The organism is Ruminococcus sp. RTP21484sp1_RTP21281st1_A8_RTP21281_210402, assembly GCF_040914025.1.
Taxonomy (GTDB): domain Bacteria; phylum Bacillota; class Clostridia; order Lachnospirales; family Lachnospiraceae; genus Blautia_A; species Blautia_A faecis.
This window is the reverse complement of record NZ_JBCPGE010000027.1, coordinates 14,819-41,166: the sequence shown is the minus strand read 5'-3', so window position 1 is coordinate 41,166 and position 26,348 is coordinate 14,819. Positions and strand designations below refer to the sequence as shown.

At 41.6% G+C, this 26,348-nt stretch carries 26 protein-coding genes and 1 pseudogene; 22 read left to right on the top strand and 5 right to left on the bottom strand.

The features are described from left to right. Positions 1-2: 2 nt before the first annotated feature. The 6 genes and pseudogenes from AB5170_RS13560 (at position 3) to AB5170_RS13535 (ending at position 5,541) form a co-directional block, all read left to right on the top strand. Positions 3-1,640, top strand: coding sequence for an ATP-binding protein (locus tag AB5170_RS13560; RefSeq protein ID WP_226815022.1), 1,638 nt, complete (start codon positions 3-5; stop codon positions 1,638-1,640). Then, on the top strand, positions 1,633-2,352 hold the full coding sequence (locus AB5170_RS13555; protein ID WP_173771418.1) for a response regulator: 720 nt from the start codon (positions 1,633-1,635) through the stop codon (positions 2,350-2,352). Before AB5170_RS13560 ends, AB5170_RS13555 begins: the two co-directional genes overlap by 8 nt. A 79-nt stretch (positions 2,353-2,431) precedes the next feature. Beyond that, positions 2,432-3,481: an FUSC family protein gene (locus AB5170_RS13550; RefSeq protein WP_173771420.1), complete on the top strand. Its 1,050-nt coding sequence runs from the start codon at positions 2,432-2,434 to the stop codon at positions 3,479-3,481. A gap of 180 nt (positions 3,482-3,661) precedes the next feature. Continuing rightward, positions 3,662-3,882, top strand: a pseudogene (locus AB5170_RS13545) (amidase); the annotation flags it as partial. A 30-nt stretch (positions 3,883-3,912) separates the two neighbouring features. Next, positions 3,913-4,668, top strand: a complete 756-nt coding sequence (locus AB5170_RS13540) for an N-acetyltransferase (RefSeq protein ID WP_173771422.1) — start codon at positions 3,913-3,915, stop codon at positions 4,666-4,668. 21 nt (positions 4,669-4,689) lie between these two features. Continuing rightward, the gene (locus AB5170_RS13535; RefSeq protein ID WP_148462031.1) at positions 4,690-5,541 is read left to right on the top strand and encodes a DegV family protein; all 852 of its coding nucleotides are present in this window, start codon (positions 4,690-4,692) and stop codon (positions 5,539-5,541) included. 59 nt (positions 5,542-5,600) lie between these two features. Here AB5170_RS13535 and AB5170_RS13530 read toward each other — a convergent pair whose 3' ends face one another. Further along, positions 5,601-6,674 carry a helix-turn-helix transcriptional regulator gene (locus AB5170_RS13530; protein WP_148462032.1) on the bottom strand — a complete coding sequence of 358 codons (1,074 nt, stop codon included), beginning with the start codon at positions 6,672-6,674 and terminating at the stop codon, positions 5,601-5,603. A gap of 234 nt (positions 6,675-6,908) precedes the next feature. On the opposite strand from AB5170_RS13530, the gene AB5170_RS13525 reads away from it, so the two are divergent. Next, on the top strand, positions 6,909-7,388 hold the full coding sequence (locus AB5170_RS13525; RefSeq protein WP_148462033.1) for a sigma-70 family RNA polymerase sigma factor: 480 nt from the start codon (positions 6,909-6,911) through the stop codon (positions 7,386-7,388). Continuing rightward, entirely contained in the window at positions 7,385-8,827 is a 1,443-nt protein-coding gene (locus tag AB5170_RS13520; protein ID WP_173771423.1) for a hypothetical protein, read from the top strand. The genes AB5170_RS13525 and AB5170_RS13520 overlap by 4 nt, the downstream gene beginning before the upstream one ends. Before the next feature lie 113 nt (positions 8,828-8,940). On the opposite strand, the gene AB5170_RS13515 is transcribed toward AB5170_RS13520, so the two are convergent. Then, complete coding sequence (locus AB5170_RS13515) at positions 8,941-9,240, bottom strand: substrate-binding domain-containing protein (RefSeq protein ID WP_148462035.1); 300 nt, start codon at positions 9,238-9,240, stop codon at positions 8,941-8,943. Between AB5170_RS13515 and AB5170_RS13510 the strand changes: the two genes are divergently transcribed. The 9 genes from AB5170_RS13510 to AB5170_RS13470 all read left to right on the top strand — a co-directional run bounded on the left by AB5170_RS13510 (position 9,210) and on the right by AB5170_RS13470 (position 15,325). Beyond that, positions 9,210-9,434 carry a hypothetical protein gene (locus tag AB5170_RS13510; RefSeq protein WP_173771425.1) on the top strand — a complete coding sequence of 75 codons (225 nt, stop codon included), beginning with the start codon at positions 9,210-9,212 and terminating at the stop codon, positions 9,432-9,434. The two genes, AB5170_RS13515 and AB5170_RS13510, sit on opposite strands and share 31 nt — an antisense overlap. Further along, complete coding sequence (locus tag AB5170_RS13505; protein WP_173771427.1) at positions 9,431-9,589, top strand: hypothetical protein; 159 nt, start codon at positions 9,431-9,433, stop codon at positions 9,587-9,589. The genes AB5170_RS13510 and AB5170_RS13505 overlap by 4 nt, the downstream gene beginning before the upstream one ends. A 319-nt stretch (positions 9,590-9,908) precedes the next feature. Then, a complete protein-coding gene (locus tag AB5170_RS13500) occupies positions 9,909-10,889 on the top strand; it encodes a leucine-rich repeat domain-containing protein (RefSeq protein WP_173771428.1) in 981 nt (326 codons plus the stop codon). 350 nt (positions 10,890-11,239) lie between these two features. Next, complete coding sequence (locus AB5170_RS13495; RefSeq protein ID WP_173771430.1) at positions 11,240-11,686, top strand: flavodoxin family protein; 447 nt, start codon at positions 11,240-11,242, stop codon at positions 11,684-11,686. Positions 11,687-11,771: 85 nt separating this feature from the next. Beyond that, positions 11,772-12,242: a GNAT family N-acetyltransferase gene (locus tag AB5170_RS13490; protein WP_148462037.1), complete on the top strand. Its 471-nt coding sequence runs from the start codon at positions 11,772-11,774 to the stop codon at positions 12,240-12,242. Between the two features lie 60 nt (positions 12,243-12,302). After that, a complete protein-coding gene (locus tag AB5170_RS13485) occupies positions 12,303-12,887 on the top strand; it encodes a sugar O-acetyltransferase (protein ID WP_173771432.1) in 585 nt (194 codons plus the stop codon). 42 nt (positions 12,888-12,929) lie between these two features. Continuing rightward, positions 12,930-13,145 (top strand): hypothetical protein, encoded by a 216-nt coding sequence (locus AB5170_RS13480; protein WP_173771434.1) that lies wholly within the window; start codon positions 12,930-12,932, stop codon positions 13,143-13,145. A 110-nt stretch (positions 13,146-13,255) separates the two neighbouring features. Then, the gene (locus tag AB5170_RS13475; protein WP_173771436.1) at positions 13,256-14,920 is read left to right on the top strand and encodes a dicarboxylate/amino acid:cation symporter; all 1,665 of its coding nucleotides are present in this window, start codon (positions 13,256-13,258) and stop codon (positions 14,918-14,920) included. Positions 14,921-15,034: 114 nt separating this feature from the next. After that, complete coding sequence (locus AB5170_RS13470) at positions 15,035-15,325, top strand: transposase (RefSeq protein ID WP_313718794.1); 291 nt, start codon at positions 15,035-15,037, stop codon at positions 15,323-15,325. Between the two features lie 57 nt (positions 15,326-15,382). Here AB5170_RS13470 and AB5170_RS13465 read toward each other — a convergent pair whose 3' ends face one another. The 3 genes from AB5170_RS13465 to AB5170_RS13455 are packed head-to-tail and all read right to left on the bottom strand — an operon-like array spanning position 15,383 to position 20,805. Then, a complete protein-coding gene (locus AB5170_RS13465) occupies positions 15,383-17,761 on the bottom strand; it encodes a glycoside hydrolase N-terminal domain-containing protein (protein ID WP_173771437.1) in 2,379 nt (792 codons plus the stop codon). Between the two features lie 43 nt (positions 17,762-17,804). Further along, positions 17,805-18,983 (bottom strand): response regulator, encoded by a 1,179-nt coding sequence (locus AB5170_RS13460; RefSeq protein WP_173771439.1) that lies wholly within the window; start codon positions 18,981-18,983, stop codon positions 17,805-17,807. Between the two features lie 52 nt (positions 18,984-19,035). After that, on the bottom strand, positions 19,036-20,805 hold the full coding sequence (locus AB5170_RS13455) for a sensor histidine kinase (protein WP_368361872.1): 1,770 nt from the start codon (positions 20,803-20,805) through the stop codon (positions 19,036-19,038). A gap of 275 nt (positions 20,806-21,080) precedes the next feature. Here AB5170_RS13455 and AB5170_RS13450 point away from each other — a divergent pair, with 275 nt between their 5' ends. The 5 genes from AB5170_RS13450 to AB5170_RS13430 form a co-directional block, all read left to right on the top strand. Then, on the top strand, positions 21,081-22,427 hold the full coding sequence (locus AB5170_RS13450; RefSeq protein WP_118578097.1) for a carbohydrate ABC transporter substrate-binding protein: 1,347 nt from the start codon (positions 21,081-21,083) through the stop codon (positions 22,425-22,427). Between the two features lie 151 nt (positions 22,428-22,578). Next, positions 22,579-23,460, top strand: a complete 882-nt coding sequence (locus AB5170_RS13445) for a carbohydrate ABC transporter permease (RefSeq protein WP_148462043.1) — start codon at positions 22,579-22,581, stop codon at positions 23,458-23,460. An 11-nt stretch (positions 23,461-23,471) separates the two neighbouring features. Continuing rightward, positions 23,472-24,299, top strand: coding sequence for a carbohydrate ABC transporter permease (locus AB5170_RS13440; RefSeq protein WP_118578099.1), 828 nt, complete (start codon positions 23,472-23,474; stop codon positions 24,297-24,299). A gap of 16 nt (positions 24,300-24,315) precedes the next feature. After that, positions 24,316-25,740 carry an alpha-L-fucosidase gene (locus AB5170_RS13435; RefSeq protein WP_173773305.1) on the top strand — a complete coding sequence of 475 codons (1,425 nt, stop codon included), beginning with the start codon at positions 24,316-24,318 and terminating at the stop codon, positions 25,738-25,740. Between the two features lie 275 nt (positions 25,741-26,015). Next, positions 26,016-26,348: LysR family transcriptional regulator (locus AB5170_RS13430; RefSeq protein ID WP_368365075.1), on the top strand; the 333-nt coding region annotated here is incomplete at its 3' end.

Genomic DNA, 26,348 nt, shown 5'->3' with positions numbered 1-26,348 from the left:
GGATGAGTCTGGGAATTGAAGAGGATAATAAAAAAACAGACGAACCGGATATTGATATCCATATTATTCCGGATACGGTCAAAACAGAAAACTATCAGAAACGGTCATTTACATGGTATATGGAAAAACCGTCTGCAAAGGATTATTTTCTGACAGTTTTTATATTTGCAGTATGTACTTTGATTGGTCTGCTGTTTCAGAAGCTGGATTTCACAGATACAAATATTGTAACCATATACATTTTGGGAGTTTTGCTTACTTCCATTGTGACAGATGGTTATCTATGCAGTGTGGCCGGTTCTTTCTTAAGTGTCTTTTTATTTTGCTTTTTTCTGACAGAACCAAGGATGTCTTTTCAGACCTATGCGGTGGGTTATCCGGTGACCTTTTTCATAATGCTAATTTCATCCGTACTTACAGGGGCACTTGCGGCGAAGCTGAAAACACATGCAAAGCTTTCTACACAGCTTGCCTTTCGTACACAGATTCTGTTTGATACAGACCGTTTGCTGCAAAAGGCTAAAGGAGAGAGAGAAATTCTTGATGTCACCTGTACACAGCTTCTTCGTCTGCTAAACCGCAATATTACAGCATATGTAGTAGAAAACGGAGCTTTATCAGCGGGAAAGCTTTTTTCCGGTGAGGAAAGAGAGGACGCGGAAGATTTTTTAACACCTGAAGAACAGAAGATAGCCAGATGGGCCTATGAAAACAGACAGCGTGCCGGTGCATCCACACATCATTTTCCACATGCCAAATGCTTATATCTGGCAATTCGGAGCGGGAACAATGTTTACGGTGTAATAGGAATACCGCTGCAGAAAGAAACACTGGACTCTTTTGAATACAGTATCCTGCTGTCCGTGATAAATGAATGTGCACTTGCAATGGAAAATGCCCAAAATGCTATGGAAAAAGAAAAAAATGCAGTGATAGCCAAAAACGAACAGCTGCGGGCAGATCTTCTTCGGGCAATTTCCCATGATCTTCGAACTCCTCTTTGCTCCATTTCAGGTAATGCAGATATGCTTCTTAGCAACAGTGAACGGCTGGATGAAGCTACAAAGCATCAGATCTATACGGATATTTATGATGATTCTGAATGGCTGATCGGAGTTGTGGAGAATCTGCTTTCCGTTACCAGGCTAAATGATGGAAGACTGAAATTCAAATTTACAGATCAGCTGTTAGATGAGGTGATCGCAGAGGCTCTGCGGCATATCAGCCGGAAGCATGACGATTATAAAATCGTAACTGACTGTGAAGAACTTGTTCTTGCACGTATGGATGTCCGCCTTATTATACAGGTTCTGGTAAATTTAATTGACAATGCCATAAAATATACGCCGCCAGGTACTGTAATCAGAATCCGGGGAACTAAAACAGATGGAAAAGCGCAGATAAGCGTGGAGGATAATGGACCTGGGATTCCGGAAGAAATGAAGCCGCATATTTTCCAGATGTTTTATACCGGCAAAACAACAGTTGCGGATAGTCACCGAAGTCTGGGACTGGGGCTGGCGCTTTGTCACTCTATTATAGAAGCCCATGACGGAACCCTGATTCTGACGGACCATGATCCCCATGGATGTAATTTTACTTTTACTTTACCCTTAAGTGAGGTGACATTGAATGAATAAAACATTAATTCTGGTGGTTGAGGATGACAGACCTATAAGAAACCTGATTGTTACGACATTAAAGACACATGACTATAAATATCTGGCAGCAGAAAACGGCTCTTCGGCCATTTTGGAAGCATCTTCTCATCATCCGGATATTGTCCTTCTGGATCTCGGGCTTCCTGATATGGAAGGAGTAGAAGTAATAAAGAAAATCCGTACCTGGTCGAACATGCCGATTATTGTGATCAGTGCCAGAAGTGAGGATACAGATAAAATTGAAGCACTGGACGCTGGTGCAGATGATTATATTACGAAACCGTTTTCTGTAGAGGAATTGCTTGCGCGTATTCGTGTTGCGCAAAGGAGACTTGCAATAACGCAGCCAGGAGAACAGCAGGAAACATCTGTTTTTAAAAATGGTGAATTAGAGATCGATTATTCGGCTGGCTGTGCATATCTGAAGGGTGAAGAATTACATCTTACTCCTATTGAGTATAAGCTGCTTTGCCTTTTATCCCGTAATGCGGGAAAAGTATTGACACATACATTTATTACCCAGCAGATCTGGGGGCGGTGTTCTGAAAATGACGTTGCTTCCCTCCGTGTTTTTATGGCGACACTGCGAAAAAAACTGGAGCCAGAAAAAAATGGTGTGCAATACATCCAGACGCATATTGGAATTGGGTATCGTATGATCAGAATTGAAAGCAATGGTCTGGCCAGGTAATTATTCTCTTAAAAATCATTCTTGAATTATCTTCCTGTTTGTGATAAAATGCCTATTTACAAAAAAGCGGAGGTGCTATATGACATTTTATCAGGAACTTCAGTTGAATCAGGCAGGTTCAAAAGACCTGCTGAAAAAAAGTGAGACCGCAAAAGAAAAAATATATCATCTGTTTGTATATATGGCGAAGGTAGCGGTCACGATGGCATTTTGTTTTTTATTTGTTACTATTTTCAGTATTCTGCTTGGAAATGAGAACAGTATTGTAGGAGTCGTTGTCTTATTATGTCTTATGGTATTTCGAAATGCCGATCTCGGAATCCATACCGGACAGTCTACCATACTTCTGGCTTTGTTTTTCGCAGTTATGACAGTGTGTCCACATCTGGCAAATCAGCTTTCCCCGGTACTGGGAATGCTGTTAAATATTGCTGCATTGGCAGTGCTGATTCTGTTCGGCTGTCATAATCCATTTATGTTTAATCAGTCCACACTCGTTCTTGGATATCTGTTGCTATATGGATATGATGTAACAGGAAAAAGCTACGAGATGAGACTGGTGGGAATGGCAGTAGGAGCTGTACTTACCTGTCTGGTATTTTATCGAAATCACAGAAACCGGGTTTATAAAAGAAAGATACAGGATGTACTGCAGGAATTTGATCTCTCTTCTTCCAGGACAAAATGGCAGTTATGCCAGATCCTGTGTGTACCGGCTGTACTTTGTATTGCAGAGCTTTTTAAAATGCCACGTGCAATGTGGGCAGGTATTGCAGCTATGTCAGCAATCTTACCGTTTATGGAAGACATGCAGTACAGAGTGAAGAAAAGAATTGTGGGAAATATTGCAGGAGTTCTTTGTTTTACAGCATTGTATTTCCTGCTTCCGTCATCCATCTATGCATACATAGGAATCCTTGGTGGAATCGGTGTGGGATTTTCTGCAAAATATGGCTGGCAGGCTGTATTTAATACATTTGGCGCTTTGGCTATCGCTGCAGAGAGTTATGGATTAAAGGGTGCAGTCAGCCTCAGAGTGATTCAGAATATATTTGGTGTTGTTTTTGCTCTGGTATTTTGCGCTGTGTTTTATTGGGGTATGTCAAAAAAAATGGCAGGAGAAAACTGATATAAGTAGCCATTTGGTTGGATGCAATTCTGACTGAATGGCTTATTTTTATGCAATAGAAAATATAAAATTTCAAAAATATATACGCTGAAATCAGCCTATTGCAGTATACGAAATCTCAATAACGTGGTATAGTTAGCTTAAATAGGCTTTTTAGAAAACATGCCGTATTTCATATGGCTTCCTGTAGAGCATTGCATCCGCGGTACCTATGGTTGGGAAATCAGGGAGGAGATTGCAGAGCTTCTGGAATCTGGTCCCATTGATAAACCTACCTTTGGAAGCCATTTTTGCCGGAAGTGCCAATCATTGTAGATTCGCTCTGTTGCGCAGGAGTAACGCCAGAGAGTCATGAACTGGCTCTGGAAGCCATGAAAGCGTGTCAGATCAAGGTTATTTAAGCAATCATGATATCTGGGAAAGGTGATATTATGCATTATATTAGAATTACAAAAGAAAACATTGACAAGGAACATATCTGCTGTGCTATGTCAGGAAAAAACAGTATCGTAAAAAAAGAGTGGTTAAAACAGCGTTTTGAAGAAGGACTGGTTTTTTATCGGAGTGCAGAGCGCGGAAAGTGTTTTATTGAATATATTCCTGCAGAAAATGCATGGGTGCCCATTGATGCAGACGGATATATATATATTAACTGCTTATGGGTTTCCGGTTCCATGAAGGGACACGGCTATTCCAATGATTTGCTGAATGAATGCATTCGTGATGCAAAAGAACAAGGGAAAAAGGGAATCTGTATTCTGTCTTCAGAAGGGCGAAAGAAAGAATTTCTGGCAGACCCGAAGTATTTAAAATTTAAGGGATTTTCTGTTGCAGATACTTCGGACTGCGGAATCACTCTTATGTATTTACCATTTGACACAGATACTGAGCCGCCAAAATTCAAAGAATGTGCAAGACACCCGAAAGTAGAAGAGGAAGGATTTGTTCTTTACTATACAGATCAATGTCCCTTTACCTGTTACTGGGTGCCCCGTGTGGCGGAAGTGGCAAAAGAACACAATATTTCTTTCAGGGTAATTCATGTTACAAGCAGAGAAGCCGCACAGAACGTTCCTGCACCGGTGACAACGTATGCACTATTCAGAGATGGAAGATTTCTGACACAGGGAATACAGTCTGATAAAAAATTTCTGGCTCTTGCAGGCCGGGAATCTGATAGAAAATGAGTTGGCAGAGGAGAAACGAATATGGTAAAAATTATTTCAGACAGTACCTGCGACCTTTCGCAGGAATTATTGAGAAAATATGATATTGACATTCTTCCGCTTCATATTCTTCTGGGTGACAGTGAATATAAAGATGGAAAAGACATTACCCCTGATCAGATTTTCACCTGGTCTGACGCAAACAAGACAACACCAAAAACTTCAGCCCCTGCTCTGGCAGATGCCATGGAGCTTTTCCGCCCATATGCAGAGGCTGGAAGGGAAATTGTCTGCTTTTCTATTTCTGCAGGTATGTCCACCTCTGGAAATGTGATGCGCCTTGCTGCTGAAGAGCTGGGGGCTTCAGACAGGATAAAGGTAATCGATTCTGCAAACCTTTCTACAGGTATCGGTCTTCTTGTAGTAGAGGCTGCAATTATGGCAAAGAATAACCGGACAGCTTCCCAGATTGTTTCTGAGATAGAGAGGTTGAAACCAAATGTGCGAGCAAGCTTTGTGGTTGATACCCTCACCTATTTATACCGCGGTGGACGCTGCAATGCAGTAGCGGCTATGGCCGGAGGTATTTTAAAACTGCATCCCAGGATTGTAGTAGAAAATGGCGCCATGAATGCTTCTAAGAAATACCGGGGGAAAATTAATTCTGTTATCATGGACTATGTTAAAGATATGGAAAAAGATTTAAAAAATGCGAGACCAGAACGTGTATTCATAACACATTCTGGCTGTAAACAGGAAACTGTAGAGAAAGTGCGGGCTTATCTGGAAGAGCTTGGCGTTTTTGATGAGATATTGGAAACCAGGGCAGGTGGTGTTATATCAAGTCATTGTGGACCTGGCACATTAGGTGTGTTGTATATTGCAAAATCGTAAAGCATGCCCCCCTTTTTATAAAACTGCACAGTATAGTTTTTCATTTGGCTTTGTAATTGTTATTCATCCCTGACACACTTCCATAAATTGCTCAGCTCGCTTTTTTCCTGGCTTTTGATAAATTCATCAACCCCAATCATGGCAGTATCACCAAAATCATCAAAAGCGCTTGCAGGAGTCTTACAGAAAACAAATCGGATACTTGAAACATCGTAATTTGGTGATTCGTCGAAGTGCAATGCAACATCCTTTGCTCGCCGAAGGCTGTTGATTGCTTCTTCTTTTTTACACAGCGACAGCAGAACATCCGCTCGCAGTGCCCAAAGAAATGCTTCGCTTTTGTCCATATATCCCTGTTTTTCGGGATCTTTTAGCCCGGGATAAAAGGCAAGAGCCCAATCCACAAGAGCTAGAGCATTTGCATAATCTTTTGTCTTACAGAAAACATTCATATATCCCACCACAATTTCAAAGTGCGTCACAGTTAAATCTAATAATGCCCTCGATAAAAAGGGAAGTGCTCCCTCCGGATCATTGCAAGAGGATGCAAGCACCATTCCAATCGAAGAGTGGTTCAGCCGACATGGATTGTTCTCTTTCAATAATGCAATTCCTTTGTCATATTCCCCAAGCGCAAAATGGATTTCAGCCATTTCCCTGCGAACAGAAACATCACTTATCTCCGGATCTTTGTTTTGTCCGATCAGTATACATGCACGTTCACAAAGGGAAAGCGCCTTCTTTGAATAAGCAGCATTCTTTTGCGTCAGTCCTCTTAAACGGTAGATTCTGGCACTGTAATAAACAACATCAAAACAATTCGGATAACACTGTAATGCCTTTTCAACATCAGAAAAAACATCCTCAGTATCTCTGTCGTGAGAATACTGCTTCAGCCTTGTAATTACAGTTTCTCTGTTATTGTTTCTAAACTGGTATCCGATAAGCGCATCGATAGACACCTCAAACAGATCTGCCATCTCCGCAATCAGGTTTAATTCCGGCGTCGCCACACCCCGTTCCCATTTTGAGACAGATGCAAAGGTAACGCCTAAAGCTTCCGCTAACTGCTCCTGTGTCATAGCGTGTTCTTTTCGCAACTTGCTTATATTTGCAGAAAGTGATAATTTCATCTTTGGTACCTCCCTTTTTCTTTATATCTATATTTTACTGCAAATTTGCAAATAAGGAAGGTATCAAGAGTACAATTAGTTTAGTTTTTTTTGGACTGTTAGTTTAGCATTTGCATAGTCAGCTTATCATAATTATTTATGCGAAAATGAATTATTGGGGGATATTTTTGTTTTCTATGCGTCTAATAGATGTAAAGAAAAAGCTGGCCGGCATGAAAAAGAGGTGGTATTTAAATGACAAAAGAACAACTGGGAAATCTGGTCCTGGATTCGGAAAGACAATTATACTCAACTGCAAAAACAATCTTATTCAGTGACCAGGACTGTGCAGATGCTATCCAGGAGACAATTGTAAAAGCTTTTTCCAAAATAGACACATTAAAAAACGATAAATATGCCCGTACCTGGTTGATCCGAATTTTGATCAACGAATGTTACAACCTCGTACGTAAGTCCAGTAAGTTTATTTCGTTTGAAGATCTGGAGGACAGACTGGAAATGGAATCAGAAAAGTCAAAGGATTACAGCGAATTGTATGCCGCTGTAAATTCCTTAAAAGAGGAGCTGCGTTTGCCCGTTATTTTGTATTACATAGAAGATTTCAGCGTAAGAGAAATCGCCCAGATCCTTGAAATATCGGAAGGTGCTGTTCAGAAGAGACTTGCAAGGGCAAGGGGAAAATTAAGGCAGGAATTGCAGGAGGTGCTGGTATGAGATTAGAAGATATGAAAAGCGATATTCCCGAAACACCGGATTTTATCCATAAAATGATTCAAAATGAGGTTGCAAAGCAGATACAGGATACAAAGGTGATGAATCTTCAAAGAAGAAAAACATGGACGATTCCCAAAATCGCAGCTGTAGCAGCTGCTTGTACGCTGGCAGTTTCCACAGCAGCATATGCAGGTGTAAATCTGTATCACTGGTTTCTGGAGAAGCAGGGCGCTTATGGTGTAGCGGTTAAAATTGATGCCGATAGCATGGCAAAGGAAACCATGCTTCCAGATGAGGTTCCAAAGGTAAATCTGTTTGCCAGATACATTCCAAAAGGCATGAGCTGGAATGACGAGTATCATCTTCAGTATCCGGAACATGAACAGACCGGCGGGTTTAGCTTTGCATCTGTTCTGTTGGATAAAAATGATCTGGGACAGGTTGTGCAGGATCAGAATGTTATTGATAGCGAGGAGCGTACATTTGGAGAATATCAGGGAGTATACCTAAAGTATAATAGCATCGCCAAAAGTGGAACTTTTAACCAGAGAATTTACCTTGTCTGCCCGGATTTATACCGTGTGATTATGATCTACATAGGAGATGACGTATCAAAAGAGGATGCCATAAAGGTGGCTGAGAATCTGGTGATTACGGGAAACACAACTATGGTAAAAACTGCCGGGATGCCTACCTGGAGTGAAGACATGATAGCTGAAAAGATAGAAAATGATGATGATGAAATAATCACTTCTGTAAATGAGAAGGAGCTGCCTGTTTACCAGATCGGTGACACCTTTGATCTGAATGCGACTGGGGAAGACACAAATGGTGAGTATCTGACGAAAACCATTTCTGCAAAGGTGGATTCCATCCAGATCGCAGATGACCTTCAGCTTCTTGAGCCTGACAAAATACCGGAGGAATGGACAGAAGCAATTGGGGCTGATGGAAAACTGTCTGCAAATACATTGAATTATGTAAAATCTGGTGATGGAATCAATTCCCTGGATGAGATTGTGAAGTCAGAAGCTGTGAACCAGAAACTGGTTTATGCCACAGTGACCTATACAAACAATTCAGATGAGGAAATCGACCATATGCTTTATCTTGGTGCTTTGCTAACCATGACAAAGGAAAATGGAAGAGTACAGATTTACGTTCCAACGGAACAGTCCGGCGATGGCTATGACCGCATCACCTGGGATGGCATGGCAAAGACCGGAGAAATGGTTTATTATAATGTCTCTGAAAATTATGGCAATGGCGGAAACTACATTTCCTCTATAAAGCCAGATGAAAGCGTGCAGCTGAACATGGCCTGGATCGTAAATGAAAATGACCTGGAAAATCTGTATCTTAATGTAACCGGTGATGGAGCCTCGTATGAGTTTTCTGAAAATATACTAAAAAATGGACTTGTAGATATTCGCAAATAATAGTTTAAATATGTAAAAAACGAAGCAAATTAACCATTTCCGGCAGTCAACAGCTGTCGTGTTAAAAGTCCCGGAATGCCAGTAATGTGGATTCCGGGACTTTTGGATAAAAACTAAAAAATGGTTGTCTCACGTTTAATTAGAGTGGGTAGTACTGTTTTGTGAATGGGGGTCTCCATAATAGCTGGGCGACGCTTTTTACGGTTTTTCATCTGCATGACGAGGATATCCATGGCTTCTTTAGTAAGAACATCGATTTGCTGATGTATCGTGCTGAATGGTATAAGGTATTCTGACGCAATCGGTGAATCGTCAAAACCAACAACCTGATAGGTTGGAGGTAATTCTCCGTATTTCTTTAGAACCAAATTTAAAAAAATAGATGCCAAAGGATCCTGACGCAGGACTTTCACTTATTCGAATCTATGATCAACTGAAAAATTATATTGGAAAAGAACTTTACTTTGTGATAGAAAACGGAAATGAAACAGGCTTTTCTTTTATCAATGTGGATGATTTCAGGACTTCTATGACGGAAAAATATGCCCTGCTCCGATACGAAGTTATGATGCCAAAGCAATCAGGCTACCGGATGGGACAAGTATGAATCGAGCAAATCATATATTGCTGGGCTGGGCAGAAACACGAAATACCAATGTAATTGATCCTGCCACCAATGAAGATGCTTACGCACAAATAATTTATATGCCAGGTAGTTCATATCCGATTCAGGATAAAGATGTTACATTGTATGCAGTTTAGGCACAAAACAGTGGAACGCTGATGGAAGATATTACGATTGCGGTAAGAAATGATGGCAAGGTACCCTCAGAACCCGCCATTTAAATAGCGTTTTTCGAAATCAGAAATGAAATCGAGAAACGCTTCTTATTTCCGCAATTTTGCTTCGTCCTGTAAATTTCAGTGTACCTATTCTTTTGGGTCAGATCATATCGTAAAGGAAAATTATTGGATTAAACATAATTTTACTGGCTGTAATGATAGTGACAATGAAATTCTTTTACTATATTCTGATAATGTAAAGATTGCATAATATTGATTGTGGAAAGGGGGCAGCAGAATGAAGAAAAGGATATTGACTGTGGTGATTGCAATCGCAATACTGGCAGGAATTGCGGTACCGGTAAGGGCAGAAGAAACTGTTCCGGAAGAAGCCGTGGAGTGCCTGACAGAGATGCCTTATGAAGCATTACCGGAAGAAGAGTTTGAGTTTGATGAAGCAAGCAGAACGATTACTGCGTATATCGGAACATCTGTGGATGTTATTATACCGCGTACGATTGGTGGTGTGCCGGTAGAAAATATTTCTTATAATGCTTTTGAATGTGCAAGAGATTATGTGCATTCGGATATGGCAACCAATCAGAAAGAAGGCGAGTGGCTGCCAATGCGCTGTCTGATTCTGCCGGAGACATTGAAGTCTATAGAGGACAGTGCTTTTACCCACTGCCATGATCTGGAAACTGTGATTTGTTATGCACCTCTGGAAAATACGAATAAAGGTTTATTTGAGGAATGTAAGGGATTGAAAACAGTGATTTTTGTGAACGGGGTTGGAGAGATGGACAATTACCTGTTTAATTACTGTAAGAATTTGAAGACCGTATGGTGGAAGGGAAAGGTAAACAGAATCGGGGTACAGTGTTTTGGAGCTACAGGTTTGGAGCAGTTCTGTGTGAATGCGAAGAATATTGACAGTTGTGCATTTATCGGATGTGAAGATTTGAAGGAAATACACATTCGCAGCGGAGTTGAGAATCTTAATATGACAGCATTTGCAATGCTGACAGGAATCGAAACAATTTGTCTGGAAGGGATTGATCCAGATGTAATGGAAGCAGACTGGGTGAACTTACAGAACAGCACAGTTACTATCATGGTGCCAGAGGATACTACTGATGAACAGCTGCAGCTTGTGATTCAGAAGTTTGCCAGTGCATATATAATTGTAAATAAATCCCAGGTACAGAAGGACAGCTGCCAGCTGTCGGATGATCCAATGCCGGATATTGATGGCATAGTTGGTGAATATGGTATTTAACCGAATCAAGTAGCGAAGCGGACCTGGAATATCCGCTTGACAGGGAAATCTGATTAACCGTCGAGGTACATTAACATTGTATGCATGAAAAGATCCCAGTAAAGTGGAGGCGTTTTAGCCATTCGCTTTGCAAAGGGATCTTTTTCTGATTTGCATACTCAAATGTCTGCAAAAACAGGTTATTTTGATCCGAAGAATATAGAATAGTTAAGCTATATATGATAATATAAAGATATCATACACATAGGAGCTTCGATAATTTGAACACAGGTCACGAAGCGACTGCGTTCATGAGCAAGTAGCAAAGCGGACCTGGAATATCCGCTTTACTTTCTCAGAAAGGAAAACAAATGAGAAAAGCAATCGCATATGCATCTGTGCATCATGGAAATACAGAAAAATTAGTAAAGCGCATAGCAGAAGAGTGTCAGGTTGATTTGATTGATGCTGTAAAGCAGCCAAATGCAGATCTGAGCAGCTATGATATGATTGGTTTTGCATCGGGAATCTATTTTTCGAAATTTCATCAATCATTATTGGGATTTGCGGAGAAAAACTTACCAGACAACAAAAAGGTATTTCTGATTTGTACTTATGGTGGAAATGCGAACTATAAATCCATAGAGCAGATTTTGAGTAAGAAGCATTCTAAGGTAATTGGAAAATTCGGATGCAAGGGCTATGACACATTTGGTCCATTTAAACTGGTTGGTGGAATTGCAAAAGGGCATCCAGATGCTGAAGATATTAAAAATGCAGTTGAGTTTGTAAAAGGATGCCAGATAAAACATGGTTGATAGTATTTCTTGATTTTAGAGATGGAAATATTGCGATTGGGGAAGGAAAATGAGGATAAATTAATCTGTTAAAAGGAGAGCGAAAATGATGATCAGAGACGCAAAAGAAAAAGACATTCCGAGAATTCTAGAGTTATTAAAACAGGTGCTGCAAATTCATGCAGATATAAGACCTGATATTTTTATTCCGGGTACAACAAAATATACCATAGACGAATTGAGAGAGATTTTGAAGAATAAAGAAACACCAATATATGTTGCAGTAAATGAGGCTGATGTTTGCGTAGGGTATGCATTTTGTCAATTACGGGAGCAGCCTTTTTCAAACAATATGGTTCCATTTAAATCTCTTTTTATTGATGATCTGTGTATTGATCAGGAAGCACGAGGTCAGCATATTGGTGAAAGCCTGTTTGAATATGTAAAAAACGAAGCAAAGCAGCTGGGCTGCTATGAAGTGACATTGAATGTATGGACAGGAAATACTTCAGCAGAAAAGTTTTATGAGAAAATGGGGATGCGAACAAAAGAAAGACAAATGGAATACATATTATAAGTCCTGTTTTTATGGTATTATTAAAAAACAATGTGGACTGGATATCAGATGGAGGGACCTATGACAGAAAGAGAAAAAATGCTGGCAGGAGAACTGTACGATTGTGGAGATGCGGAACTGCTGACACAATGGCATAAGGCAAAATATCTGGTAAGAGATTATAATCAGATGAATTCTGCGGATGCAGATGAAAAAGAACGAATTCTGAATGAACTTCTTGGCGGAAAAGGCAAAAACTTATGGATAACGGCTCCTTTTTACGTTGACTATGGTAATAATATCTACTTCGGAAATAACTGTGAAGTAAATATGAATTGTACCTTTCTTGATGACAATATAATTCGTATCGGTGATAATGCCTTAATTGCACCGAATGTACAGATTTATACGGCATTTCATCCGACAAATGCCATAGATCGCTTCGGGATACCTAAAGAAGACGGATCATTTGAATTTTGTAAAACACAAACAGCACCAGTTATCATTGGAAATAATGTATGGATTGGTGGCGGAGCTATTATTTTACCGGGCGTTACCATCGGGAATAATGTTGTGATTGGAGCAGGCAGTGTTGTAACAAAAAATATTCCCGACAATGTGATTGCTGTAGGCAGTCCTTGCAGAGTGGTCCGTAGGAATCAGTAACAAACATGTTTTATCCAGATAAATATACAAGTGGGAGATATTATGCCTGAAATACAGAAGAAAATTGAATTACTACAGAAAATTGCACATCGATTTAATGAGGCAAATATAGAGTGGGCTTTAGGCGCATCTATGCTGCTGTACTTTAAAGGGATTATTTCAGAATTTCATGATATTGATTTAATGATCTCTGTTCATGATGCTGAACAGGTCCGGACGATTTTATCAGAAATGGGAGAACTTCACACACCGATTTGATTTCCGGTATTATTGCAGTTATATCGGTATTGGTAGGAACTTATATGACGTCAAGTGGAATCAAAAACTGTAAATAAAAGATTTTAGGGTTAGGAGGGATTAAAAGAACTATGAGCAAAAGATTGCTGGTAGAGCAGAAGCATACAAAAGCGGGAATAGAGTTTATCAAAGAAGGTCTGGAAGAGTTTGGCATAGAGAAAAAGCAGACCATAAAGACAATGCTTTTAGTAGAGGAAGTATTGGTGAAATTAAGGGAGCATGCCAAAGACCCTGATGAAAAGATCTGCATTATTTTGAATAAAAGGTTTGGCAGGGTATATGTGAATCTGTCACTCCGTGGTGAGAAATTCCAGTTTATTTATGGTCATACCATAGAAGAAGTACTGGACCAGGAAAATGATGATCTTCAGAGCGCACAGGAAAAAGAAGAAAAAATAATCCGGGATGTCCTTCTCAAGGCGAATGAAGAAAGACTGCGCTATAAAAACAAGAACAACATGAACCTGGTAGAAATTACAGTACAGAAAAATCCCCATGCCATGGTATTACATACAATGCTGGCTTTAATAGCTGCAATCGTAATAGGTGTATTGATGAAAGTGTTTGTACCTTCAGGCGTGAACGAAGCACTGAACAATACTATTTTTACATCTATCAGCACAATGTTCCTGAATGCTTTGAAGATGATTGTAGGCCCGGTAGTATTTTTCTCCATAGCATGCTGCATTTCCCAATTTGGAGATCTGAAAGAAGCCGGACGTATTGGTGGAAAAGTCATGGGCTTTTACCTGCTTACCACGGTTCTGGCAATTCTTACGGCAACAGGTGTGTTTGAATTATTGAAGCCAGGTAATCCAGAGCTTGCGGCAAAACTGGCTGGAGATGCAGCTACGGTGTCGGTTTCGGATGTAAGTATTTCAATCAAGGATACAATTGTAGGAATCATTCCGGCAAACTTTGTAAAACCGTTTTTAGATTCCAACATGATGCAGCTCATCTTTTTGGCAGTTCTGATTGGAATTGCATTAGAGAAGATCGGGGAGCATTCCAGATTATTAAAGGATATATTCGAAGCATGCAATGACCTGTTCCTAAAGATTACAGTGATGCTGGTACGTTTCATACCTGTTGCAACCTTTTGCTCCATTGTATCGGTTGTATTAAAGACAGGACCGGATGTGCTGTTGTCCATGCTGGCCATGCTGGGAACTTTTGCAGTAGGAATCGTGGCGATGATCACTGTATATTGTATATTACTTGGAGTAATCGGCCGTTTGAATCCGATTCCCTTTTTGAAAAAATACAGTCCCACAATGCTTCAGGTGTTCGGCATGGCTTCCAGTAATGCGGCGATCATTGTGAACATGGATGCCTGCGAGAATAAACTTGGTATATCAAAGAAAATCTATTCCCTGTCTATTCCCCTGGGGGCAACGGTAAATATGGACGGAACCTGTATATATCTGGTGATATTTGGCATGGCACTGGCAAGAGTTTTCGGTGTTGATATCAACGGTGGAATGATGCTGTCTATGTTTTTCTCCGTGTTTGTTCTTTCTGTAGGTGCGCCAGGAGTTCCAGGAGCGGGGCTTGTATGCCTGTCTGTACTTCTGACACAGTTGAATGTTCCGCTTGCAGGAATCGGACTGGTCATGGGACTGGACTCCCTGCTTGGAATGATGCGTGCAATGAGCAACAGCCTGGGCGATGTGACAGCATCCCTAATTGTTGCAAAATCAGAAAAGAAGCTTGATATGGAAAAATATATGAGTTAGTTTGAAGAAACTATAAAAAATAGGTATTAAGCTTTCGTATAGAAGCTACATGCCAATCCATGGTTTATGTCAGGTACATGCACTTGCTTATAATATATTTAATTAGTTTAGATGATTGGCGTTATCTGCAAATATGAGAAAACAACGCATAGAATTTCTCCAATTTTTAAATTTTCGACGACGGTCAGGACGGTGATTTATACTACAAATACCATTGAATCCCTGAATTCTACCTACCGGAAACTGAATCGCCAGAGAAGCGTATTTCCAAGCGATACAGCTCTATTAAAGGCTCTGTATCTTGCCACATTTGAAGTTACCAAGAGATGGACCAGTACGATCCGGAACTGGGCACAGGTGTATGGTGAACTGAGTATTATGTACGAAGGGCGCCTTCCAGAGTAACGAATAAACAGGCGAATAAGACGGGCGGAAAACCGTCTGCTCTCACAAAGTTCTTCCTCAGCTTAGCATCCCATTTCCTTCGTATGCCACGCCCCCACGCAGTGAATAGCCCCTCACGTCCCCTTTTCCGACGCGGAGACGTAAAGTGGTGTCATGAGCAGGAGTTAAGGTGTAGGTGACATTCTTCCCCTCCCATTTAAGATCCACGCGGATGTTTCCGCGGGCAATGAACCCCGTGGCTTCCCCATTTCTCCAGGAGGGTGGGAGCGCAGGGAGAAGGACAAGCTCTTCTCCCTGGCTTTGAACCAGGATCTCGGCAACCGCAGCACTGTAACCTAAATTTCCATCAATCTGGAACGGTGGGTGGGCACAAAATAAATTGGGATAGATGCCACCTCTTCGTATTCCCATTTCTTCCATTGGATCTACTACATAAAACAGGTTTTTCATAATTTTCTCCACATGAGCGCCATCTTCCATACGGGCCCACATCAGAACCTTCCAAGCCAGACTCCATCCGGTTCCCTCATCCCCCCGAAGTTCAAGACTTTTTCTCACTGCTTTATATAATTCTGGTGTCTGTGGAGTAATGCCGCAGCCAGGATGAAGCTCATAAAGATGAGAAACATGGCGATGATGCACATCCTGTTCTGGAAATTCCTGGTTCCATTCCAGAATCTGTCCCTTGCTTCCAATAGCAGTAGGTACCATGCGCTCCAGCGCTTCCAGCACATCACACATTATCTGATTCTGCAAGTCAAGCGCTTCGCAGCCTTTCACATAATCCTGAAACAGATTCCTTGCAATGGCCAGGGTATTTTCGCTGTATTCTGCCACGGAACAATCCTCATAAAATAGATTTTCCGGTGAGGTGGCGGGACAGATAGCAAGTCCCTGATCTGTTTCCTGAAGCTGAGCCAGACAGAACCGCACATTTTCCTCAAGTATAGGCATGATTTCTTTCAAATACTCTTTATCTTCTGTAAATAAGTACTGGTCGAACAGATTTCGGCAGAGCCATGCCTCTCCAAAAGGCCAGAACGCCCACACCGCTTTTCCTGTTGCAGGAGAAGTTTTACCCCAGATATCCGTGTTGTGAAAACAGGCAGTTCCTTCACAGTTAAGCAGTTCTCTGGCGGTTTTCTGTCCATTTTTAACCAGCGCTTTGCAAAGATTTACCAGTGGTTCCTGCATTTTGGCAAGATTCAGAGGCCCTGTCATCCAGTAATTCATTTCGGTATTGATATTTACGGTGAAATCACTGAACCATGGTGGAATAATATCATTGCTCCAGATTCCCTGCAGATTGGCAGCCTGGGTCCCTGGTCTGGAAGATGAGATGAGCAAATATTTTCCGAAAGCAAACAGGATTGCATAAAGCTCCGGGTCAGATGCGCCCTCATGAAATGTTACAAGACGCTCCCGCAGATCATACTGAGAAGTTTCAGCAGAAATCTTCGGTACATCATCCCACAGTCTCAATGAAGTTCTCCCATAAAAAGACCTGTATTCCTCTACGTGCTCGTTCAGCAGCTCTTCAAATGGTTTTGAAAGTTTTTCTAAATCGGCAGCCAGCATATGATGAATTTGGGCATCGGAATATTGCTCAGTATATGCTTTGTCAAATCCCCGGAAGCTGGTACGGATTGCCATACGGATTTCCACCCCAGTTACATGCTCCAATAGAATTCCATCAGCAGATCCAGTAGCCTTTCCACCTTCTGCAGTTACGCACCCTTCTCCTATAAAGTGTACACCCTGAAGCTCTGGTTCGTCCGGGAAAAGAAATTCTTCCGGTTTATTTTCCTTAGTAACTTTCAGTCCGCTTCTTCCTGGACAGATTCCGGTAAGCGTGAAATGATTTTCCGTATAATTTTTCTCACGGATAAAGGCTCCGTCACAGTGGATCAAAATAGAAAAGGGCCGGCTGCTTTTAATCTGATACACAAGTCCCTGAGCCGGTGCGCTGATAAAGCAGGTACGTGTAAGCTTAGCGCCATTTCTCACATAGCACTCAGAAGCCACAGCCCGATCTAAATCCAAATGCCTCTCATAATCTGTCACAGCTGTATCTGAATCCGGCGAAGCACCTGCAACTGTATCTCCATCAGCATCATAATTATCCTCCACAAAATCCAGATGCAGATCCCCAAAGGGCAGATAAACCTGTACATCCTCAGCTTCTTCCAGCTTTTTTTCCATAACCTGTTTTGCTTCTTCATATTTCCCGGCTTTTGCAAGCTCCCGGGCTTGCTTCACTACTTCAGGGGAAAGTCCGGTCTGTCCGCTGTAAGGAGAGCCTGACCATAAGGTATCCTCATTTAACTGTAATACCTCATGTTCCAAAGCTCCGTGAATAACCGCTCCCATTCGTCCATTTCCCAGTGGAAATCCCTCCAGCCAGCATTTTGCCGGATTTTTATAATACAATTCCATATATTTATTCCTTTCATTATGGTATATTGGTGTTATGATCTGTCTACTGATGATACCTCTTTCCATATTCCGATGGCGAAATTCCCATGCATTTCTTAAACAGCCTGCTGAAATAAAGCTGATCATCAATTCCTACCATGGAAGAAATCTCTTTCATGGACATGGTATTCTCCTTGATCAGGGTTGCGGCCTTGCGTATCCGCAGATTATTCAGATAATTGGTAATGCTTGTGCCAACCTCAGATTTAAAAATCCTGCACAGATAACTGGAGCTTAAATTTACGTTTGCAGAAATAGAAGACAGGGTCAGCCTGTACATGTAATTTTCCTCCATATACTCCAGGGTTTTCGCTACATCAGTTTTATAGTGTCCCTCATTAGAGGAAAATTCCCGGAACACACTTCGCGCTTCCTCGTAATTTTCCAACATTTCCTGATAGGGCATATCCGGTGCAAAGGACTGGTACATGGTAAAACGATTGTATAGCTTTTTTACCAGCTGTTCCACCTTAATTTCACTGTCGGACAGCTCCGTCTGGGAAAAAACAACCAGTGCGCTATAATCGTTCAGCACCAGAATATAGGGCTGAAGCACTCCCTGAACCGCATCCAGGATCATATCCCGCAGAAGACTCCCGGAGATGGAAAATGCGTCATTAGATAAATACTTCTCAAAGGTTACATAGCAGACGGCACAGGAAGCTTCCATAAATGCAAGTCTGGTTTTAGCATGCTGTCCCATAAAATCTGAAAGCTTTACATCCTTCTGGAAAAATTCCAGCAGCAGCTTTGATATATCCTCTTCCTGATCCTTTTTTTCGGTTTCCCAATTTCTGGGCACTTTGTCCTTTAATTTTTCTACCGTTTTATTCAGACAGGCAAGAAGGGTATCTGGCTGGATCTTAATTTTCAGCAGATAATCTGCCGCACCAAGCAGCAGTGCACTTCGCACAGAATCAAAATCCTCGTAATTGCTAAGTACCAGAATTTCTCCCGGACAATTCTTTTCCTTTAAAGTCCGAATCAGCTCAAGCCCGTCCATCCCAGGCATTTTCAGGTCTGTGATGATCACATCCGGATGATGCTGTTCGATCAAAGGCAATGCCTCAAGTCCATTTGATGCCGTTCCGCAAATAGAAAAGCCATGCTCCTCCCAGGGCAGGATGGAACGAAGCGCAATTTTTACAATAGGCTCATCATCCACAATCAGTATACTGTACATGTATCGTCCTTTCTGACCAGAGCGTGTTTGAAAAAGGCTCTAGTTGTGTATTTTATGAAAGCGTGTCCGCATAAAGCTCCGGCAGGGTCAGGGTACAAGTAGTTCCTTTTCCCGGCTGGCTGTTAATTTTCAGCCCGTATTTTCGTCCGAAATTCAGCTGGATCCGGTCATTTACATTGGCGACGCCAATCCTTTTCCGCTCCGGGTGAGGTGCCAGAGCGTCAACTGTCACCTCAAAGCCTTTGCCGTCATCAGACAGTTCGATCATTACATCCGCATTTTCCCGCCAGCAGGTAATCTGAATCTCCATCACCGTGCCATTATCTGACGAACCGTGCATCACCGAGTTTTCTGCCAGAGGCTGCAGAATCAGCTTTGGAACCAGGCAGGAGAGCAGCTCATCCTCCTCCACATGGAAAGAATATTCAAAGCTTCCTGCATACCGGATCCTAAGAATGGAAAAATAATTTTCCAGATTTTCCAGTTCCTCCTGAATCGTAATATATTCATTCTTATTGGTAAGGGTATTCTGTAAAAGACTGCTTAGCGCCTGGATTCCGTCGCTTACAATCTGATCCTTATGCATGGCAGCCACAAACCGAAGACTGTTCAGAGTATTGAAAAGGAAATGAGGATTCAGCTGATACTGAAGCATCTGCAGCTCCAGCTCTCTTTTTTTCTTTTCCTGGGACTTTTGCTGGTCCATCAGATGTTCGATGGTATCTGCCATATGATCCATGCTGCCGGAAAGCCGGGAGAGTTCATCCTTATGCTTGTCCTGAATACGCACAGATAATTTTCCTTCGGAAACCTCACGGCAGAATTCCAGCATTCTTTTAATAGGAGACATAATTCCCTGATATACCATGGCTACAATTCCGATGCACAGTAAAACCAGAAACATTACCACTACAAGAATCTGTTTCAGCATGGCATAAACCTCTGAATTGATATAGTGGTAAGGCATGGTATATACAAACAGCTGATTCAGATTTTTATTAAAAATATAGGTCACCAGCTGTTCCTCCCCATTCTCATGGATACTAAAGGAATCGGTTTTCTTTGGAAGCCTTTCCTGGATTTTTTTCAGAAGCTCATCATCCGTTTTCTCCCCCAGGGCTATACTTCGGTTCCAGGAAGAGAGCACCGTTCCATCCAGATTCATATACATAATATTGGAAGAATCTGACAGTCCCACAGGCTCCAGTACTGTCTTGGAAAAGATTTTTTCTTCAATAGAAATCAGAGTGTAGCCGATTACCCGGCTTTTGGAATACTGCTCGTAAATCCTTCTTCCAAGAACCAGAATATTTCTGTCACGGTAAGTATGTGCATAAGCCCACACATCCTGGTCCTGCTCTTCAAGCTGCGACAGGATCCGGTCCATATCTTCCTGATAGAACCCGTCATAGCCCAGATCATAAAAAATATTTCCATCGGTATCATAGACAGTAATATTTTTTGCCTGGGCAGGATAGATGATTTTATTGCGGATCATGTTTTGAATCTCAAGCATCGCCTGATTCTTCTCCATATCTGTCATGTCTTTTTTTAGAAGACCTTTTTTAATCTCTTCACTAATACAGATGGAACCACACAGATACTGGTATTTCTCAATCTCACTTACCATATTCAGATTGATCATGGACAGGGTCTGGGAAATAGATGCAGAAAGCTTCTCCTGAAGTGCCGCGGAAAATATATGAAAAGAATAGCCGCTGATTCCTACCAATGGTATAATAGAAATCATCAGAAGGGCAATTACAAGTCTTGTTTTGATGCTGAATTTACGAAATCCCTGAAAATGATGTTTTTTTTCCATGGAGGTTCCTCCTGTTGCTGACCACTGACGGGTATCTGTCAAAATATTATTATTTTCATTTATTATACAGGAAAAAAACAGAATAATCTATGTAAAAGCAAAAGATGAAAAAATAATACATATATGCCGCAAGAAAATCCATATCAGATATTATTTACAAGAAAATGCTCCATAACGAGAATCGTTTTATTAATTTACGACAAAAGATTTTCGCAATATAATAGCATCATCAGGCAAACGTAATAAAACAGCCAACCAGAAGGAGGAAACACCATATGAAAAAAAGATTTGCAGCATCCGCAATGATTCTTGCCATGAGCGCAGCTACTGTACTTTCTCCGCTCACAACATTTGCGGAAGCAGAAGAACAGGAACTGAACATTGCCATTTTCCAGGGTGGATACGGAGATGCTTACTGGAATCAGATGGTAGAGCTTTTTGAAGCAAGCCATGAGGGCGTGAAGGTAAATATGACGATCAGCCCGACTATTGGTGATATTATTCGTCCACAGATCGTAGCCGGAAACGCGCCGGATTTTATCTGTCTCAACGATGGTGGTGAGGACGGCGTAATTCTTTCTTTGATTAAAGAACATGCACTTTTAAATCTGGACGATGTATTTGACGGAGAAAACTATGCTGGAACCGGTACTCTTCGCGATGACATTACAGACGGAATTCTTTCCAGTACAAAGTGTGCACCATACGGAGACGATGAAATTTATCTGGCACCATTTAACAGTGGTCCGCAGGGTCTGATCTACAACAAGACCTTTTTCGATGAGAACAATCTGGAAGTTCCAAAAACATGGGACGAGTTTTTCACACTTGGCGATACCTTAAAGGATATTGACGGACGTGCGCTTTTCACCTATCAGGGAATTTATCCGGGATACATGGAAGAAATGCTCTGGCCGGCAATTGCAAATGAGTGCGGTGAGGAAGCTCTTACCAAGATTGCCAATTATGAGGAAGGTTCCTTCAACAACGAAGGTGTGTTAAAGGCTCTTACCCATATCAAAGAAATTGCAGAGAAAGGTTATCTGTTAGAGGGTACTGTAGGTATGAACCATACAGAGTCCCAGACAGAGATGATGCTTGGAAAAGCTGCATTTATCACGAACGGAACCTGGATGGAAAATGAGATGCAGGATGCTCCAAGAGAAGAAGGCTTTGAGTTTGCAATGGCCCCGATCCCAACTGAGAACGCAGATGATGTGCATTATGTATTCGACAGCTGTGAGCAGTTCTCCATTCCGGCTGCTGCAAAGAATCCGGAGCTTGCAAAAGAATTCCTTCGTTTCCTGTACAGCGATGAATCCGTATCTGCATTTGCAGAGGCTTCCGGTGCTCTCTATGCTACCAAGAGTGCCCGTGAAGTAGCAAAAGATAAGCTGTCTACTGCAATCTATAATATGTACGGAATCTACGAAGAGGCAAATGCTTCTTCCCTGATCATGAGCTTTGCAGCAGTTCCGGCTGACTGCAAGATCAACCCGAAAGATGAGATCTTCAATCCGATCACTTCTGTTATGAACGATGAAATGACAGTAGAAGAGTGGGCACAGAACGTGGAAGCTGCTTTCGCACAGGTTCGTGCTGATATGGAAGCTGCCAACTAAACTTCATATGCCAGCCGGATAAAAACGGTAAAGCATGGAAAGGCTGCTGCACAGTGTATGCGGCAGCCTTTTGTAACCCTGAACAGATAGATTGCCAATCGGTGATGTCATCCACATTTTTCAATATTTAAATTTAAAGAGGTGAGCAAGCGTGGTAAAAAAGCCCAGATTATTTATAGCCCTGTGTACGCTTCCTGCATTGATCTTAACCATTGTTTTTATGATTGTCCCTATGGTAAATGCCATTTATCTGTCTTTTACCAGTTCCACTGCACTTAGCGTAGGCTTTAACAGCAAATTTGTATTTTTGGATAATTACAGGTATATGTTCCAGGATAAGGATTTTCTTCAGGCACTGTTTAATACTCTTAAGCTGATGCTGGTAATCCCGGCTGTGACCATATTTCTAAGTCTTGTATTTGCATTTATCCTTACTCAGGGACAGCTTAAGGAAAAGTCATTTTACCGGACCGTATTCTTTTTCCCAAGTATTGTTTCCATGACTGTAGTTGGTATTGTGTGGTCCTTTGTGTTTAATCCCACAAGAGGAATTCTGAATCATATGCTGGATCTGTTCCATCTTTCCACCTGGAAACACGCATGGCTTGGAGAGGGAAAAACGGCTCTCTGGTGTATCGGTGCAGCCTTGGTTTGGCAGGCCATTGGTTATTACATGGTCATGCATGTGGCTTCCATTGATGGGATTTCCCAGGAGGTTTATGAAGCTGCTTCCATTGACGGTGCAACAGGAGTGCAGAAGTTCTTTAAGATCACCATTCCGTTGCTTCGCAGATCAATTGGAACGACCTATATACTTTCCCTGTCTGGTACTATCAACTTAAGTTTTACCCTGTCCAATGTTATGACAGGTGGTGGACCAAACGGCGCATCCAGTGTCCTGTTGCAGTATATGTACACCCAGGGTATGAGAAATGCCAACTTTGGATATGCCATGGCAATCGCCATGTTTACCCTTGGCCTTGCAATCGTCCTTGCAATGATTTCTAAAAAAATATCATCTGAAAAAGAATAGGAGGGAGACTGATGAAAACTGTAAGAACCTGGTGTATCAGAATCCTGATGATTCTGTTTACCGTTATCTTTTTGTATCCGCTTTTCTGGAACCTGATGTCTGCGTTTAAGACAAATGCAGAATATCTGACAGATCCTTATGCATTGCCCGCAGCTTTGAATCTGGATAATTTTGTGGCAGCATGGCAGAAAGCAAATATTGCCGCTTATTTTGGAAATTCCATATTTGTGACAGTGCTTTCCACTGTATTGCTTCTGCTTTTGGTCATTCCCATCTCTTATGTACTGGCAAGATACCGTTTTGTGGGCAGCAGGCTGATTTCTACGGTCTACATGGCTTGTATTTTTCTGCAGGCTACTTACATTATGATTCCTTTGTTTCTGGAATTACAGGCTGTGAACGGATTAAATAACCTGCCGGTATTATGTCTTGTTTATGCAGTTATGCAGTTTCCTTTCTGTATTTTTACCTTACAGGGATTTATGTCTGCGGTACCAAGGGATTATGAGGAGTCTGCAAGAATTGACGGTGCTACTAATATCCAGCTGTTATTAAGAGTTATGGTGCCTCTTGCAAAACCCGGGATTGCGACCATTACGATGTTAAGTGCCATGGGCTTCTGGAATGAATATCCACTGGCACTTGTTCTTCTTACGGAAGATGCAAAGAAAACCCTTCCCATCGGTATGGCAAACTTGTTTGAGGTGCAGAAATATGCTACAGACTGGGGTGCCCTGTTTGCCGGACTTGTAATCGTTATGATCCCAACAATTATTATCTATCTCATTGGACAGAGATATCTGCTTCAGGGAATCGGTGCAGGCGGGTTGAAGGGATGAAAAAAGGAGAAATCATATGCCAACTGATCAGGAATTAATAAAAATAGTTCCCTCCTGCCGCCAGATTGCCTATCAGGCAACAGAGTTTTATGCGTTTTTTCATTTTGGAATGAATACGTATACCAATCGGGAATGGGGAGATGGAACGGAAAATCTGCAAATTTTTAATCCTACAGAGTTTGACGCAGACCAGTGGGTGACTGCAGCACAAAATGCCGGCATGAAAGGCGTAATTCTTACCTGTAAGCACCATGACGGCTTCTGCCTGTGGCCTACCAGATATACCAGTCACAGCGTTGCAGCAAGCCCGTGGAAAAATGGCAGGGGAGATGTGGTCCGGGAAGTGTCCGAAGCATGCCGCCGCCATGGACTGAAATTTGGAATTTATCTTTCTCCATGGGATCGAAACCAGCCTTGCTATGGAAGTGGAAAAGAATATGATGATTACTATCTGGCACAGCTGACTGAGCTTCTCACCGGCTATGGGGATATTTTCAGTGTCTGGCTGGATGGTGCATGTGGGGAAGGACCTAATGGGAAAAAACAGGTCTACGACTGGAATCGCTATTACGAATGTGTTCGAAAATATCAGCCAGACGCATGTATCTGTGTGTGCGGGCCAGATATCCGATGGTGTGGAAATGAAGCTGGCGATGTAAGAAAATCTGAGTGGAGTGTTGTTCCTGCGCGTACAGCACTTGCAGAGAGTGTACAGGAAAGAAGCCAGCAGACCGATGATGAGGAATTCAGAATGCGCCGGATTACCAGTGATATGGAAGATCTTGGAAGCAGAAAAGCGCTTGAAGGTGAAACGGATCTGATCTGGTATCCGGCAGAAGTAAATACTTCTATAAGACCTGGATGGTTTTATCATCCAGAAGAAGATGATCAGGTGAAAAGCCTGGAAGAGCTGGTTCATATCTATATTGGGGCTGTTGGAGGAAATGCAACCTTTTTGTTAAACATTCCACCTATGCCAAACGGACTTCTTCATAAAAATGATGTTAAACGTCTGGAAGAATTTGGAAGCTGGAAAAAGAAATCTTTTGTTCATAATTTAATGAGTACAGCACATGTTTTTTCGGAAAATGAAGATCCGGCGCATCCGGCTTCCAATTTGACAAAGGATACTTTAGAAGCATGGTATCAGCCTGAAAGCAGTGAGCTGCCAGTAGAGATAACGATTTGCCTGGACGACTCATACAATTTGGGGTATCTGGTATTAAAAGAGGCTGTCTGCTATAGCCAGAGAGTGGAAAAATATGAGGTATTTGTTAAAGAAGGGGAAATATGGAACAGTATTTACACAGGAACGGTAATTGGCTATCAGAAGATCATTCCTGTTAAGGGGGAAAAAGCCAGGGAAATGAAAATTGTTTTACATGATTTCCGTGTACTTCCGCTTCTAACGTTTATTGGGATTTATCCGGAAAATACCTAAGTGGTTGAGTATTGTTTGATATTATTTCATAAATTAAATAAATAATTTTTTATAAAAATACCCTTTAGGAGTAGAAATCATCCTAAAGGGTATTTTCCTCTTAAACGATATACAGGGGAGGGGTGGTAGTTTCTACCTTAAGAGGGAAACATATGGCAAGTACAACACCGTATGGTTTTCGAGTACATAATACGCTTGACGTAGAAATAAGTAAAAACTATAATTGATATAGCTGGAATAAACATATGATACGCCAAAAGAAAAGGAAAAATATTATGGACGTTAACTTCGAGTATTATAAGATCTTTTATTATGTGGCAAAATACCACAACTTTACCAAGGCGGCTCAGGCGTTAAACAACAGCCAGCCTAATATTACCCGGGCCATGAATTGGATTGATTTTGCAGTAGTTTCCACTCCGGCAGAGGTGGATTCCCCATTGAAACAGATCATGCTCATGCCCTTTCAGGAGATCCTGGTTGGTGGCACTACTTTTACCGCCCTTGGCAGCCAGGAACTTTCCCTTCGGGAGGTAAAGAACTATCCGATGATTTCTCTTGGGCGGGAAACTATGACCTATAAATTTTACAACAGCGTATTTTTGTCC